The organism is Enterobacter bugandensis (assembly GCF_900324475.1).
In the GTDB taxonomy this organism is placed as follows: domain Bacteria; phylum Pseudomonadota; class Gammaproteobacteria; order Enterobacterales; family Enterobacteriaceae; genus Enterobacter; species Enterobacter bugandensis.
On sequence record NZ_LT992502.1, the window covers coordinates 2,682,150 to 2,697,425 of the forward strand.

A 15,276-nucleotide genomic window follows, 5' to 3' on the forward strand; every position below is an offset into this window, starting at 1 on the left:
TTTCGGAGGCTTTTATTATTCCATCTGCGCCCCGCCATTCAGGCGGAATACAATGTTCACGATCAGTCCGCTTCCCGGTTTACCGGGTTCGTAGCGCCATCTGCGCATCGCCGACTTCACTTCGCGCTCAAACATATTAGAAGGTTGCGCAGACAGGATTTCCACGTTATCCACGCGGCCATCCGCAGTGACGTCAAATTTCACCCGTACGCGACCTTCAATACGCAAGGCCTGAGCTCGCGCCGGATATTGAGGCTGATTACGGCTCAACGCACGTGGGCCCGCTGGTGCGGCAACCGTCGGCTTCGCCGCCGGTGCGCTGTTATTCATGACCGGACGCGAAGGCGCTGTATTCTCGACCGGCTGGGTCGCGCGCGGTTCAACCGGGCGTTCTTCACGTTTCGGACGCTCCTCGACCTTCTTCACCGGCTTCGGTTTCGGCTTAGGTTTTGGCTTCGGTTCAGGTTTGTGGATCACCACCGGTGCCTCCTTCGGTGGCTCCGGTACAGGCTCGGGTTCCGGTTCAGGCTCAGCAACCGGCTGTGGCGGTGGTGGCGCAACCTGCGGCGGTTCGAGATCCGCTGGCGAGACCATGGTTACCGAGATCGGCTGGGCGGGTGCGGGCATTTCAATAACCTGATGAACCGAGGTGTAGAGCAAACCCGCCACGACGGCACCGTGAATCACGACGGACAACAGCGTCGGCCAGGGAAAGCGGCGAGGTAAATCAAGGGTCATCGAAGTCATAATCATCAACGTTAAAAAACCGGACCCTGATTTTAAATGCAAATAGCAATCATATTCAATAAGACACTTTGTTCTGGCGCAATTAAAGCACAGGAGTGGTCAAAAAAAGGACATCCAGATCGGGGTATTAACGTTGTTTTTATCTTTACATTGCAGTCAATTGCCCTTTCACATAACGTAACTGACACTTTATAACGCTTAAGGAGCTTCACCGTGCTTTACGTGATTTACTCTGAAGATGTCGCTGATTCCCTCGAAAAACGTCTCTCTGTTCGCCCTGCCCATCTGGCTCGCCTGCAGCTGCTCCAGGACGAAGGCCGTTTGCTGACCGCGGGTCCAATGCCTGCTGTTGACAGCAATGACCCGGGAGCCGCCGGTTTTTCTGGCTCCACGGTTATTGCTGAGTTTGAGTCTCTTGAAGCGGCGCAGGCCTGGGCTGACGCAGACCCATACGTTGCGGCGGGTGTGTATGCAAAAGTGACGGTGCGACCATATAAGAAAGTGTTCTGAGGTAAAAAGGCTCCCGCAGGAGCCTTTCTTCACATTAATGCAGTGACGCTAACCGCGCCGCAAACCCGACAAACAGCAGCCCTATCAGCCCGTTCCCCAGCTTTGCCAGTTTCTTTTTGGTTTTCAGATAACGCGTAACAAACGCCCCAGAGAAGATCAGGAAGCTCATGTACATAAAGCTAATCAGCTCAAGCGTGGTAGCGAGGATCAGGAAAGAGGTCCCGGTATTTTGCGCATTCACGTCGATAAACTGCACAAAGAACGAAACGTAGAACAGAATCGCTTTTGGATTGGTCAGGCTCAGGACGAGGGAGCGTTTCATGATCGTGCTGGCAGGCTCGGTTCCGCTCTCTTGAGCATTATTCTGACGTGTGATCACCGACCAGAGCATTTTTCCGCCCAACCACAGCAGATAGAAAGCCCCGAGATAGCGCACGATATTAAAGAGCACGGGGGTCGTCTGGATCAATGCCGCAACACCCGCCCAGGCCAGGAACATCAATACCGCATCACCGATAAACACGCCGGTCGCGGCAAGATACCCTTTTTTCACACCGTGACCGATCCCCGTTTTCAGCACAAACAGGGTGTTTGGCCCGGGAACCAGCACGATAAAAAATGCGCCAACAACATACGTCCAGAAATTCAGTACACCAAACTCCGCAAACACCTCTCCCTCCTTTTGCTAAAAATAACCGGAATATCGCCGCAATAACGATATTCGCAAAATAAGACACAATATAATCAGCGGGCACCTTGCGGTGCCCTCATGGGTTTCAGATATCCTGGACTGCGAACAGCAACGCATTGCGGTGCCGGGTCAATCCACATTTTCTGATGGCGTGGATACGCATATTGCGGCGGGATTGTGCTTCCAGCCAACGAGCCTTGCGACGACTCACCTGTCGCAACATACGCCAGCGCCCTACTTCTGTTCTACTGCGCTTCATGTCTACAACTCTTTCTCAAACAGAGCCGCCATTATAAACCCAACCCGGCAGCAAACCAGCGCTTTTACCTGGCGTTTTTATTTGCCAGATGAATCCTGATGCGTACACTCATAACAATACGCTTTCAAAAGGATTTTTTTATCTATGACAACCTTCTACACCGTGGTGAGTTGGCTGGTCATTCTGGGATACTGGCTGTTAATCGCGGGTGTGACGTTACGCATCCTGATGAAGCGCAGAGCCGTACCCTCTGCCATGGCCTGGCTTCTGATCATTTATATCCTCCCACTGGTGGGAATTATTGCCTATCTCTCTTTCGGTGAGCTTCACCTTGGTAAACGCCGTGCCGAGCGGGCGCGCGCAATGTGGCCTTCCACCGCGAAGTGGCTTAACGATCTCAAAGCCTGCAAGCATATCTTTGCCGAGGAGAACAGTAGCGTCGCCTCCTCGCTGTTTAAGCTCTGCGAGCGCCGCCAGGGGATTGGCGGCGTTAAGGGCAATCAGCTCCAGCTTCTGACGTCGTCCGATGATGTGATGCAGGCGTTAATCCGCGATATTCAGCTGGCTCGCCATAATATTGAGATGGTGTTTTATATCTGGCAGCCCGGCGGCATGGCTGACCAGGTCGCTGAATCCCTGATGGCGGCCGCACGCAGGGGGATCCACTGCCGTCTGATGCTGGACTCCGCGGGCAGCGTGGCATTTTTCCGTAGCCCCTGGGCGGGCATGATGCGTAACGCCGGTATCGAGGTGGTTGAGGCGCTGAAGGTGAATCTCCTGCGCGTGTTTCTGCGCCGGATGGACCTTCGCCAGCACCGTAAAATGGTCATGATCGATAACTATATTGCCTACACCGGCAGTATGAACATGGTTGACCCGCGCTTCTTTAAACAGGACTCCGGCGTCGGGCAATGGGTGGATCTGATGGCGCGAATGGAGGGGCCGATTGCCACCTCGATGGGGATCGTTTACTCCTGCGACTGGGAGATAGAGACCGGCAAGCGTATCCTGCCGCCACCGCCGGATGGCAATATTATGCCGTTTGAAGAGGCCAGCGGTCATACAATTCATACTATCGCCTCCGGACCGGGCTTCCCGGAGGACTTGATTCACCAGGCGCTGCTGACGGCAACCTACTCCGCGCGTGAATATCTGATCATGACGACGCCCTACTTTGTCCCCAGCGATGATCTGCTGCACGCGATTTGTACCGCAGCGCAGCGCGGCGTCGATGTCAGTATCATTCTGCCACGCAAAAATGACTCCCTTCTGGTGGGCTGGGCCAGCCGTGCCTTCTTTAGCGAATTGCTTGCCGCCGGGGTGAAAATTTACCAGTTTGAAGGCGGGCTCCTGCACACCAAGAGCGTGCTGGTCGACGGCGAATTAAGCCTGGTGGGCACGGTTAACCTTGATATGCGCAGCCTGTGGCTAAACTTTGAAATCACCCTGGTGATTGATGACGCCGGCTTTGGCGGTGACCTGGCGGCGGTTCAGGATGACTATATCTCCCGCTCGCGGCTGCTGGATGCCAGGCTGTGGGTAAAACGTCCGTTATGGCAGCGAATAGCTGAACGACTGTTTTACTTCTTTAGTCCGTTGCTGTAAAACGTGCCCAACGATGTTAAACAGGTAGTCATCATGGAAATGGATCTGAACAATCGCCTGACCGAAGACGAAACGCTCGAGCAGGCCTATGACATTTTTCTCGAACTGGCGGTTGATAACCTCGATCCCGCAGACGTGATCCTCTTTAATCTGCAGTTCGAAGAGCGCGGCGGTGCCGAATTGTTCGACCCTTCAGAGGACTGGGCCGAACATGTAGATTTCGACCTGAACCCTGACTTCTTTGCCGAAGTGGTTATTGGGCTGGCTGATGAAGACGGCGGTGAAATTAACGACATTTTTGCGCGCGTCCTGCTGTGTCGTGAGAAAGACCACAAGCTGTGCCACATACTCTGGCGCGAATAATAAAAAAGGCTGCGATAGCAGCCTTTTTTATTTAATCCGGTAACGCGCTTCCGCAGCGGTTGCAAAACCGCGCGCTGTGTTCATGATCGACCTGATGGCAGTTCGGACATTTGCGCCGCTGTTTATGGTTCTGAAACGCGCTGCTCATGTGCGTGGTAATAAGCCCCGTCGGAATGGCAATTACCGAATACCCAATCAGAATCAGCACGGATGCCACAATCCGCCCCAGCGGCGTATGGGGCGTGATATCACCATAGCCCACGGTCGTAACGGTCACTATCGCCCAGTAGACGGACGCATTGAGCGTCGTGAAGCCATATTTCGGCCCTTCAATCAAATACATCAGCGCGCCAAAAACAATCATGACGATGGCAATAAACGAATAGAACAGAATAAGCTGATGGCGTGCGCTGACGATCGCGCTCCAGAATACGCGCAGCGACGGCATAAAGCGCAGTAACTTCAGGATACGCAAGACCCGAATAACGCGCATCGCTCGCCAGGCGAAAACATAGTTGAGGCTGATCTCCGGCCACAGCCACATCACATAGAGCGGCAGGATCGTCGCTAAATCAATAAAGCCCCAGAAGCTAAAGACGTACTTTGCCGGGTTGGGCCAGCAAACAACACGCAGAATATACTCAGCGGTAAAGACCAGGGTAATAATAAGTTCCAGCCAGACAAACGCATGCCATTCCTCAAATGTCAGGTGATATTGCGTACCCACCCCCGATTCAATAAAAATGACCACTACGCTCAGTAGCGCAAACAGCGCACACAGACCTTCAAAACGGCGTCCCGATACCGTTTCAGGATCGAATAAAAGATGATAGAGCCGCCGACGGGCTGAAGTGAATAAACGCGACACGGTAACCTCGCAAAAAAATAAGGGCTGACATCATGTCAGCCCTTGCGATTATAGCGGGTCTACTTTCAGGCAGGAAACCGCATGTCGGAAACTGCCCTCCAGCACCGGTCGCGTTTTCGCGCATTCCGGCCCGGCCATCGGGCATCGCGTGCGGAACACGCAGCCCGACGGCGGATTGATCGGCGATGGCAATTCCCCTTCCAGAAGCTGAATCGTTTTATTCTTTTCCAGATCCGGATCGGGGATCGGCACAGCCGACATCAGCGCTTTGGTATAAGGGTGCAGCGGGTTATGGTACACCTCGTCATAGGTTCCCAGTTCCACGGCATGGCCCAGGTACATCACCAGCACGCGGTCGGAGATGTGTTTTACCACCGCCAGGTCGTGCGCAATGAAGATCAACGACAGCCCCATTTCGCGCTGCAATTTCTGAAGCAGGTTAACCACCTGCGCCTGAATCGACACGTCCAGCGCGGAGACCGGTTCATCACAAATAATCAGTTTCGGCTCAAGGATAAGCGCACGCGCAATGCCAATACGCTGACACTGGCCGCCTGAAAATTCATGCGGGTAACGGTTAATGAGGTTAGGCAACAGCCCGACTTTGAGCATCATCGCCTTCACGCGGTCGCGGACTTCCTGACGCGGCATCTTTGGATGATAGGTGCGCAGCGGTTCGGCGATAATCTCACCGATGGTCATACGCGGGTTTAATGACGCCAGCGGATCCTGGAAAATCATCTGGATATCGCTGCGCACGTCGCGCCACTCGTCAGGCTTCATGCCCAGCAGATCTTTACCCAGCCAGGCCACTTTGCCGCCGGTGGCTTTCACCAGACCGATAATCGCACGCGCAAAGGTGGATTTACCGCAGCCGGATTCGCCCACCACGCCCAGGGTTTCCCCCTCATACAGACGCAAGGTGACGCCATCTACCGCTTTCAGGGTCTTCGGCGGCTGCCAGAACCACTGCTTGCCATCTTTGATGTCGAAATGCACCTTAAGGTCGGCGATTTCGAGCAGCACGTTGCGTTTTTCATCTAATGCGTTCATACCAGCTCCTCCTGCGGCTTAAAGCAGGCGCGCAGACGGCCTGGGGCAAATTCTTCCAGCGGCGGCGCGCTGTTACAGATTTCCATCGCGTGCGGGCAGCGCGGCTGGAACGGACAGCCTTTCGGCAGTCGCAGCAGGTTTGGCGGGTTGCCCGGAATGGTGAGCAGGGATTCTCCTTCCGCATCAAGACGCGGTACCGCGTTCAGCAGGCCAATCGAGTACGGATGGGCTGGCTGATAGAACACGTCGCGCGCTTTGCCGTATTCCATGGTGCGCCCGGCGTACATCACCAGCACTTTGTCACAGATACCGGCAACCACGCCCAGATCGTGGGTGATCATGATAATCGCCGTGTTGAACTCACGTTTAAGCTCGTTCAGCAGGGTCATGATTTGCGCCTGCACGGTGACGTCCAGCGCGGTAGTCGGTTCATCGGCAATCAGCAGTTTTGGCCGGCACAGCAGCGCCATGGCAATCATCACGCGCTGACGCATACCGCCAGAGAACTCATGCGGGAACATGCGCATGCGCTTGCGCGCTTCCGGCATTTTCACCGCATCCAGCATTTTAACGGATTCCTCAAAAGCTTCCGCTTTGCCCAGACCTTTGTGCAGCATCAGGACTTCCATCAGCTGCTCACCGACGCGCATATACGGGTTCAGGGAGGTCATCGGATCCTGGAAAATCATTGAGATCTGTTCGGCGCGAAGCTTGTTCAGCTCGAGCTCCGGTAGGTTAAGAATTTCGCGACCGTTGAATTTCGCCGAACCGCCAATCACGCCGTTAGCGGCCAGCAGGCCCATTAACGCAAATGCCGTCTGGGATTTTCCGGAGCCGGATTCACCCACGATCCCCAGCGTTTCCCCTTTGCTCAGGTTAAAGTTGAGATCGTTGACCGCAGTAACATCGCCGTCCGGGGTTTTAAAGGTCACGCGGAGGTCTTTAACATCCAGCAGAAGATTGCTCTGCTGCTGCGCCTGTGGCGCGGTGGCCGTTTCAATAATTGTCATGACGGCGCTCCTTAACGGTCTTTCGGGTCGAGGGCATCACGCAGGCCATCGCCGATAAAGTTAAAACAAAACAGGGTAACGACCAGGAAACCCGCCGGATAAAGCAGCAGCCACGGTGAAACTTCCATCGAGTTTGCGCCGTCGCTCAGCAGCGCGCCCCAGCTGCTCAGTGGCTCCTGCGTGCCCAGCCCCAGGAAGCTGAGGAAGGATTCAAACAGAATCATGCTTGGCACCAGCAGTGAGGCATAGACCACCACCACGCCCAGCACGTTAGGCACGATATGGCGAACCACGATATTACTGGTTGATACCCCCCCTACCTGCGCCGCTTCGATAAACTCTTTGCGTTTGAGGCTCAGCGTCTGGCCGCGCACGATACGCGCCATATCCAGCCAGGAAACCATCCCGATGGCCACGAAGATCAACAGGATGTTCTGGCCGAAGAAGGTCACCAGCAAAATCACGAAGAACATAAACGGGAAGGAGTTCAGGATTTCCAGGAGACGCATCATCACCGAGTCTACTTTGCCGCCAAGGTAGCCGGAAAGCGCGCCGTAAAGCGTCCCCACGATCACCGCCACCAGCGCGGCGGCGATACCGACCATCAGGGAAATACGGCCACCAATCGCCACGCGTACCAGCAAATCACGGCCGGATGAATCGGTACCGAAATAGTGGCCGGACTCCATATCAGGCGCGCTGGACATCATGCCCCAGTCCGTATCGAAATAGGTAAATTGCGACAGCATCGGCGCCAGGGTGACAAACAGCGCGATGATCACCAGCACAACCAGGCTGGCGACCGCCGCACGGTTATGCATAAAGCGACGGCGCGCGTCCTGCCAGAGGCTACGACCTTCTACTTCCAGTTTTTCACTGAAGTTTTCCAGCGCCTCGCTGTTTTTCTTACTCAACATCATGGCGTGCTCCAGCGTTAGTAACGAATTTTCGGGTCGATAACGGCATAAAGCACATCGACAACGGCGTTAAAGAGAATTGTCAGTGCGCCCACGAGGATCGTGAGGCTCAGAACGAGCGAGTAGTCACGGTTAAGCGCCCCGTTTACGAACAGTTGACCAATACCCGGCAGGCCGTAAATTGTTTCGATAACCATTGAACCCGTAATGATGCCGACGAATGCCGGTCCCATATAGGAGAGCACAGGCAGCAGCGCCGGCTTGAGCGCGTGGCGGAAGATGATCCGGCGCATCGGCAGCCCTTTTGCGCGCGCGGTGCGGATGAAGTTTGAGTGCAGCACTTCGATCATTGAACCACGGGTAATACGCGCGATACTGGCGATGTACGCCAGCGATAATGCCACCATCGGCAAAATCATGAACTTCAATGCCCCGCCGTTCCAGCCGCCCCCGGGCAGCCATTTCAGCGTGATGGCAAATATCATCACCAGCAATGGCGCGACAACGAAGCTGGGTATGACTACCCCGGTCATTGCCACCCCCATTACGGCATAATCCCATTTGGTATTTTGTCTGAGCGCGGCGATAACGCCTGCGGTGACCCCGAGAACGACGGCCAGAATGAATGCTGCAGCACCCAGTTTTGCCGAGACCGGGAAGCTGGAGGCCACCAGATCGTTAACGGAATAGTCTTTATATTTAAATGACGGTCCAAAATCACCGTGCGCCAGCTGCTTCAGATAGTTGAAGTATTGGGTGGTGATGGGATCGTTTAAGTGATACTTCGCCTCGATGTTGGCCATAACTTCTGGCGGCAACGTACGTTCACCGGTAAATGGACTTCCCGGCGCGAGACGCATCATAAAGAAGGAAATCGTAATTAGAATAAATAACGTTGGTATCGCTTCTAAACAGCGACGCAGGATAAATTTCAACATTGCCCGTACCTTCTGGCGTGTGCCTGATGAATGTTACAAAGTAGACACAGTGGGGCAAGCCAGGCTCGCCCCACGTATTGCCATTAATGCTTGATAATATAAAGATTCTTAACGGAAATATTATCCAACGGGTCTTTACCGGTATAACCCCCTACCCACGGTTTCACCAGACGGGCGTTAACGTAGTAGTAAACCGGTACAATTGCAGAGTCTTTATCGAGCTGTTCTTCTGATTTCGCGTACAGCTCTGCGCGCTGCGCATCGTCAGACACTTTCAGGGTTTCAGCGATGATCTTGTCAAACGCCGGGCTCTTATAGTGCGCCGTGTTGTTCGAACTGTCGCTGAGCATAGTGTTCAGGAATGATGTCGGTTCGTTATAGTCCGCACACCAGCCCGCACGCGCCACGTCGAAGGTCCCCTGATGACGCGTATCGAGGAAGGTTTTCCACTCCTGGTTTTCCAGCTTAACGTTCACGCCCAGGTTTTTCTTCCAGATAGACGCGACGGCAATCGCCAGTTTTTTATGCAGATCTGATGTGTTATACAGCAGGTTGAACGTCAGCGGCTTGTCTGCGGTGTATCCTGCTTCAGCCAGCAGTTTTTTCGCTTCTTCGTTACGTTTTTCCTGCGACCATTTGAACCACTCAGGCTCAACCAGTTTCATCCCATCGGTATACGGAGGCGTGTAGCTGTACGCCGGCAGATCGCCCTGGTTTTTCACTTTGTTCACGATGATATCGCGATCCAGTGCCAGCTTCAGCGCGGTACGAACGCGCACGTCGGTGAACGGTGCTTTCTGGTTGTTGATTTCGTAATAATAGGTGCACAGATATGGATCTACGTGAACTTCTTTCGGGATCTCTTTCTTCAGCTTCTGGAACAGTTCAATCGGCATGTTGTTATAGGTCATGTCGATTTCACCGCTGCGGTAGCGGTTAACGTCGGTCACTTCGGAAGAGATTGGCAGGTAGGTGACCTGATTAATCACGGTCTTCGCATTATCCCAGTACTGCGGGTTACGCTCCAGCACCATACGTTCGTTGACCACCCAGTCTTTCAGCTTATAGGCGCCGTTGGTCACGATATTGGCAGGCTGCGTCCATTTTTCACCAAATTTTTCCACGGCGGATTTTGGTACCGGCGAGACGGACGGGTGAACCAGCAGCTTATAGAAGTACGGAACAGGTTCGCTCAACGTCACTTCAAAGGTATTAGCATCGATCGCCTTCACGCCCAGGTCGGTGACCGGCTTTTTACCGGCGATGATGTCATCGATATTGGCGATGTGGCCATACTGCAGATAGCTCGCATACGGAGAGGCGGTATTTGGATTCGCCAGGCGCTGCCAGCTATACACGAAATCTTCGGCGGTAACCGGTGTACCGTCGGACCATTTGGCATCTTTACGCAGATGGAAGGTCCAGACTTTGAAATCTTTATTTTCCCACTTTTCTGCCACACCCGGTGCCGGGTGGCCGTCTACGTCAGTCACCAGCAGACCTTCGAACAGGTCGCGGTTAACGTTTGACTCAGGAACGCCTTCAATTTTATGCGGATCGAGAGACTGCACTTCCGCACCGTTGTTACGCACCAGCGTCTGTTTTTCCGCCAGTTGAACACCTGCAGGAACGTCCGCAGCCATTGCAGCGTTGCCCGCGATTAGCGCAGTTAAAATCCCCGCCGCTACCAGATTTTTTTTTGTGATGATGGACATTGTGTTGGTACTCCACTCATTATAATTACTGGCTTTCGCCAGCTGTCTAATCCCCTGTTGGGGCCTGTACAGCGCAGGAGTTTTTTTTGCTGCTGTCAGGTTCTTTTTTTACTGCTTGCTATCACCGACTTTTTTATTACTGACCGCTCGTATGGCCGTCTTGCGTCGATTCTTGCCAGACCTCCCCTGTTTGAGGCCTGTGCTGGATATCTGAGAAGAGGATTATATGAAAATAATTCTCATCTACTTGTTTTAGGCTGCAAAATAGTAGGCCGGAAAGTATCAAATGGCGTAAACACGCGCCAATACATTTTGCAAATTTGTTAAGCAATTCTCTTTTACGGCCCAGGCCGTATCGTCCTGCCCAGCCCTTCCATACGTTGAAAACCCTAAAAAATACTTAAAATTCAAACCAATATGGAAGATTTTCCCTTCAGGCGCGTCGCTGTATTCTCATCGCGTAGTTTTGTACGAAAATTTAACAATTGATTATTATTTAGCACATTCATCTAACGAAATGTTGAAATTACTAATATCATTTCGGTTATCCCGCAGCAAGCCCAAGACTATCGTGTGAGTAAAATAACAGTGCGTTCGAAGATTTTCTGTGCAGGCAGGCTTGAGATGAATTCATAACTCTATGAAATATATGAGATGAACATTATTAGTAGAATTTATTATGACAGGTAAGCTTTTCAACTTTATTTATATGATTTGCTGATATTGATACAAAAAAAACGGCGCCGAAGCGCCGTTCTTTCATATGAAATATCAATGTAACAAGCCGGGGAAAATGCTTTTAATCCCCGTGACAATGAATTCGATCCCGAGTGCCATTAACAGCAGCCCCATAATACGCGTAATAACGTTGATGCCCGTCTGCCCCAGCAGGCGCACCAGCCACGGCGCCATGCGGAATACGCCCCAGCAACAGAGTGCGAAAACGGCAATCGCGACAGAAAAACCAATCAAATGCATGAGGCTATGGTAACGCGTGCCCCAGACAATGGTTGAACTGATGGCACCCGGCCCGGCCATGAGGGGCAATGCCAGCGGAACCACGCCGATACTTTCGCGGATGGCGGTTTCTGACTTTTCCTGCTTGTTCTGCTTATCCTCACCCAGCTTACCGCTGATCATGGACATGGCAATGGTCACCACCAGGATCCCGCCCGCAATGCGGAAGGAGTCAATCGAGATGCCAAAGAGCTGGAGAATGGCATCACCCAGGAAAAGCGAGGTGAGCAAAATGATCGCCACAGACAGGTTAGCGGTAAGATTGGTTTTGTTCCGGGCCGCCGCCGTCTGGTAACTGGTCATACTAATGAAGACAGGAATGATCCCCACCGGGTTGACCAGGGCAAACAGACCAATAAAAAATTTGAAATACGTTGGAAAATCAAAGAGCGTTTGGATCACGTTTTGCTCCGCTTTTGCGCATGCCCGGGACAGTTACATTGTTAGGAAAAATCGCGCTGAAGATACGCTTTTTATTAGCATACTTCACCAGAAATCTGTGCCAAAACGTTAGCATTTCAGAATGTTAAACATATGTTGAGACAATGATAGCGTCACTTCCAATAGTTACTTAATTAATTAACAGTGGAAATATATCCATTAAATAACCCTGCTGAAAGGTATCAGCTTGGTGGAAAATTGACGCAGATCATGATTTCCGTACTCAGAAGTGAGTAATCTTGATTACGCCCCCAGGGAGGTCACCTGACAAAAAGGGATGATGCTAAGGTAAGGCTCTTTTAGTAAATTAGTGTACTGGAGCATAAAGTAACCCTTTGTTTTACTTTATGTAACGCAAGTCGTATTGGCACTGTCTATACTGTCTGACGTATCGAGCGCTGGTTTACTAAAAGAGTTTAAACATTATCAGGAGAGCATTATGGCTGTTACTAATATCGCTGAACTGAACGCCCTCGTCGAGCGCGTTAAAAAAGCCCAGCGTGAATATGCCAATTTCACCCAAGAACAGGTTGATAAAATCTTCCGCGCGGCCGCTCTGGCTGCTGCAGATGCTCGAATCCCTCTCGCTAAAATGGCCGTTGCCGAATCTGGCATGGGTATCGTTGAAGATAAAGTGATCAAAAACCACTTTGCTTCTGAGTATATCTACAACGCCTATAAAGATGAGAAAACCTGTGGCGTTCTGTCTGAAGACGACACCTTCGGGACGATCACCATCGCCGAGCCTATCGGCATCATTTGCGGTATTGTTCCAACGACTAACCCTACTTCAACGGCTATCTTCAAATCGCTGATCAGCCTGAAGACCCGTAACGCAATCATCTTCTCTCCACATCCACGTGCGAAAGACGCAACAAATAAAGCAGCCGACATCGTTCTGCAGGCAGCAATTGCTGCGGGCGCACCAAAAGATCTGATTGGCTGGATCGACCAACCTTCTGTTGAACTGTCTAACGCGCTGATGCATCATCCGGACATTAACCTGATTCTGGCGACCGGTGGTCCTGGTATGGTTAAAGCAGCATACAGCTCCGGTAAACCAGCAATCGGTGTAGGCGCAGGTAACACCCCCGTTGTTATCGATGAAACCGCTGACATCAAACGTGCTGTTGCGTCTGTGCTGATGTCTAAAACCTTCGATAACGGCGTTATCTGCGCATCTGAACAGTCTGTAGTTGTTGTTGATTCCGTGTACGACGCAGTACGCGAGCGTTTCGCCAGCCACGGCGGCTACCTGCTGCAGGGCAAAGAGCTGAAAGCGGTTCAGGACATCATCCTCAAAAATGGCGCGCTGAACGCTGCCATCGTAGGTCAGCCAGCCTATAAAATCGCTGAACTCGCGGGCTTTACCGTTCCGGCGACCACCAAGATCCTGATCGGTGAAGTTAAAGTTGTCGACGAAAGCGAGCCGTTTGCTCACGAAAAACTGTCTCCTACGCTTGCTATGTACCGTGCGAAAGATTTCGAAGACGCGGTAGAAAAAGCCGAGAAGCTGGTTGCTATGGGCGGTATCGGTCATACCTCATGTCTGTACACCGACCAGGATAACCAGCCAGAGCGTGTTGCCCACTTCGGTCAGATGATGAAAACTGCCCGTATCCTGATTAACACCCCTGCTTCTCAGGGTGGTATCGGTGACCTGTATAACTTCAAACTCGCACCTTCCCTGACTCTGGGTTGTGGTTCCTGGGGTGGTAACTCCATCTCTGAAAACGTTGGTCCAAAACACCTGATCAACAAGAAAACCGTTGCTAAGCGAGCTGAAAACATGTTGTGGCACAAACTTCCGAAATCTATCTACTTCCGCCGTGGCTCTCTGCCAATCGCGCTGGATGAAGTGATTACTGATGGCCACAAACGTGCGCTCATCGTGACTGACCGTTTCCTGTTCAACAACGGCTACGCTGACCAGATCACCTCTGTGCTGAAAGCGGCTGGCGTCGAAACTGAAGTGTTCTTCGAAGTTGAAGCTGACCCAACCCTGAGCGTTGTACGCAAAGGTGCTGAACTGGCGAACTCCTTCAAACCAGATGTAATTATCGCACTGGGTGGTGGTTCCCCAATGGACGCCGCGAAAATCATGTGGGTTATGTACGAACATCCGGAAACCCATTTCGAAGAGCTGGCGCTGCGCTTTATGGACATCCGTAAACGTATCTACAAGTTCCCGAAAATGGGCGTGAAAGCGAAAATGATCGCCGTCACCACCACTTCCGGTACCGGCTCAGAAGTGACGCCATTCGCGGTAGTAACAGATGACGCAACAGGTCAGAAATACCCGCTGGCTGACTACGCGCTGACGCCAGATATGGCTATCGTTGATGCCAACCTGGTAATGGAAATGCCGAAGTCTCTGTGTGCGTTCGGTGGTCTGGATGCCGTGACTCACGCGCTGGAAGCCTACGTTTCTGTACTGGCGTCTGAGTTCTCTGACGGTCAGGCTCTGCAGGCTCTGAAACTGCTGAAAGAAAACCTGCCAGCGTCCTACAACGAAGGTTCTAAAAACCCTGTAGCACGTGAACGTGTCCACAGTGCAGCAACCATCGCCGGTATCGCGTTTGCGAACGCCTTCCTGGGTGTTTGCCACTCTATGGCGCACAAGCTGGGTTCACAGTTCCACATTCCTCACGGTCTGGCGAACGCCCTGTTGATCAGCAACGTTATCCGCTATAACGCCAACGACAACCCAACCAAGCAGACTGCGTTCAGCCAGTATGACCGTCCGCAAGCGCGCCGTCGTTATGCTGAAATCGCTGACCACCTTGGTCTGAGCGCACCGGGCGACCGTACTGCTGCGAAGATTGAGAAACTGCTGGCATGGCTGGAAAGCCTGAAAGCTGAACTGGGTATTCCTAAATCTATCCGTGAAGCAGGCGTTCAGGAAGCTGACTTCCTCGCTCACGTAGACAAGCTGTCTGAAGATGCCTTCGATGACCAGTGTACTGGTGCTAACCCGCGCTACCCACTGATCTCCGAGCTGAAACAGATTCTGCTGGATACCTACTACGGTCGTGAGTTCAAAGAAGGTGACGTTGCTGCTGTGAAAACAGAAGCTCCGGTCATTAAAGCTGACAAGAAAGCGAAGAAAAGCGCTTAACTGACAGCCTGAGGATAAAACCCG

14 protein-coding genes are annotated in these 15,276 nt (G+C 52.4%); 4 read left to right on the forward strand and 10 right to left on the reverse strand.

Going from position 1 to position 15,276, the window contains the following annotated elements:
- Positions 1–15: 15 nt before the first annotated feature.
- Complete coding sequence (gene tonB / locus DG357_RS13045) at positions 16–738, reverse strand: TonB system transport protein TonB (RefSeq protein WP_049138284.1); 723 nt, start codon at positions 736–738, stop codon at positions 16–18.
- A 222-nt stretch (positions 739–960) separates the two neighbouring features.
- On the opposite strand from tonB, the gene DG357_RS13050 reads away from it, so the two are divergent.
- Positions 961–1,257: a YciI family protein gene (locus tag DG357_RS13050; protein ID WP_045260670.1), complete on the forward strand. Its 297-nt coding sequence runs from the start codon at positions 961–963 to the stop codon at positions 1,255–1,257.
- A gap of 34 nt (positions 1,258–1,291) precedes the next feature.
- Here the strand turns inward: DG357_RS13050 and leuE are convergent, their stop codons facing one another.
- Both leuE and DG357_RS22970 read right to left on the reverse strand, forming a co-directional pair.
- A complete protein-coding gene (gene leuE / locus DG357_RS13055; protein WP_028013423.1) occupies positions 1,292–1,927 on the reverse strand; it encodes a leucine efflux protein LeuE in 636 nt (211 codons plus the stop codon).
- Positions 1,928–2,033: 106 nt separating this feature from the next.
- Positions 2,034–2,207: a YciY family protein gene (locus tag DG357_RS22970; protein WP_086379783.1), complete on the reverse strand. Its 174-nt coding sequence runs from the start codon at positions 2,205–2,207 to the stop codon at positions 2,034–2,036.
- Between the two features lie 144 nt (positions 2,208–2,351).
- On the opposite strand from DG357_RS22970, the gene cls reads away from it, so the two are divergent.
- Positions 2,352–3,812 (forward strand): cardiolipin synthase, encoded by a 1,461-nt coding sequence (gene cls, locus DG357_RS13060; RefSeq protein ID WP_028013424.1) that lies wholly within the window; start codon positions 2,352–2,354, stop codon positions 3,810–3,812.
- A 33-nt stretch (positions 3,813–3,845) separates the two neighbouring features.
- A complete protein-coding gene (locus tag DG357_RS13065; protein ID WP_006810881.1) occupies positions 3,846–4,175 on the forward strand; it encodes an HI1450 family dsDNA-mimic protein in 330 nt (109 codons plus the stop codon).
- A 31-nt stretch (positions 4,176–4,206) separates the two neighbouring features.
- On the opposite strand, the gene DG357_RS13070 is transcribed toward DG357_RS13065, so the two are convergent.
- The 7 genes from DG357_RS13070 to DG357_RS13110 form a co-directional block, all read right to left on the reverse strand.
- Positions 4,207–5,043 carry an ion transporter gene (locus DG357_RS13070; protein WP_028013425.1) on the reverse strand — a complete coding sequence of 279 codons (837 nt, stop codon included), beginning with the start codon at positions 5,041–5,043 and terminating at the stop codon, positions 4,207–4,209.
- Between the two features lie 48 nt (positions 5,044–5,091).
- Positions 5,092–6,096, reverse strand: coding sequence for a murein tripeptide/oligopeptide ABC transporter ATP-binding protein OppF (gene oppF / locus DG357_RS13075; RefSeq protein WP_088205592.1), 1,005 nt, complete (start codon positions 6,094–6,096; stop codon positions 5,092–5,094).
- Positions 6,093–7,106 (reverse strand): ABC transporter ATP-binding protein, encoded by a 1,014-nt coding sequence (oppD, locus tag DG357_RS13080; RefSeq protein WP_028013427.1) that lies wholly within the window; start codon positions 7,104–7,106, stop codon positions 6,093–6,095. The genes oppF and oppD overlap by 4 nt, the downstream gene beginning before the upstream one ends.
- A gap of 11 nt (positions 7,107–7,117) precedes the next feature.
- The gene (oppC, locus tag DG357_RS13085; protein ID WP_028013428.1) at positions 7,118–8,026 is read right to left on the reverse strand and encodes an oligopeptide ABC transporter permease OppC; all 909 of its coding nucleotides are present in this window, start codon (positions 8,024–8,026) and stop codon (positions 7,118–7,120) included.
- A 14-nt stretch (positions 8,027–8,040) separates the two neighbouring features.
- On the reverse strand, positions 8,041–8,961 hold the full coding sequence (oppB, locus tag DG357_RS13090) for an oligopeptide ABC transporter permease OppB (protein ID WP_028013429.1): 921 nt from the start codon (positions 8,959–8,961) through the stop codon (positions 8,041–8,043).
- An 83-nt stretch (positions 8,962–9,044) separates the two neighbouring features.
- On the reverse strand, positions 9,045–10,676 hold the full coding sequence (gene oppA / locus DG357_RS13095; RefSeq protein ID WP_028013430.1) for an oligopeptide ABC transporter substrate-binding protein OppA: 1,632 nt from the start codon (positions 10,674–10,676) through the stop codon (positions 9,045–9,047).
- A 771-nt stretch (positions 10,677–11,447) separates the two neighbouring features.
- Positions 11,448–12,095, reverse strand: a complete 648-nt coding sequence (locus DG357_RS13110) for a YchE family NAAT transporter (protein ID WP_047368710.1) — start codon at positions 12,093–12,095, stop codon at positions 11,448–11,450.
- Positions 12,096–12,573: 478 nt separating this feature from the next.
- Here DG357_RS13110 and adhE point away from each other — a divergent pair, with 478 nt between their 5' ends.
- Positions 12,574–15,252, forward strand: a complete 2,679-nt coding sequence (gene adhE, locus DG357_RS13115; protein WP_028013432.1) for a bifunctional acetaldehyde-CoA/alcohol dehydrogenase — start codon at positions 12,574–12,576, stop codon at positions 15,250–15,252.
- Positions 15,253–15,276: the final 24 nt, after the last annotated feature.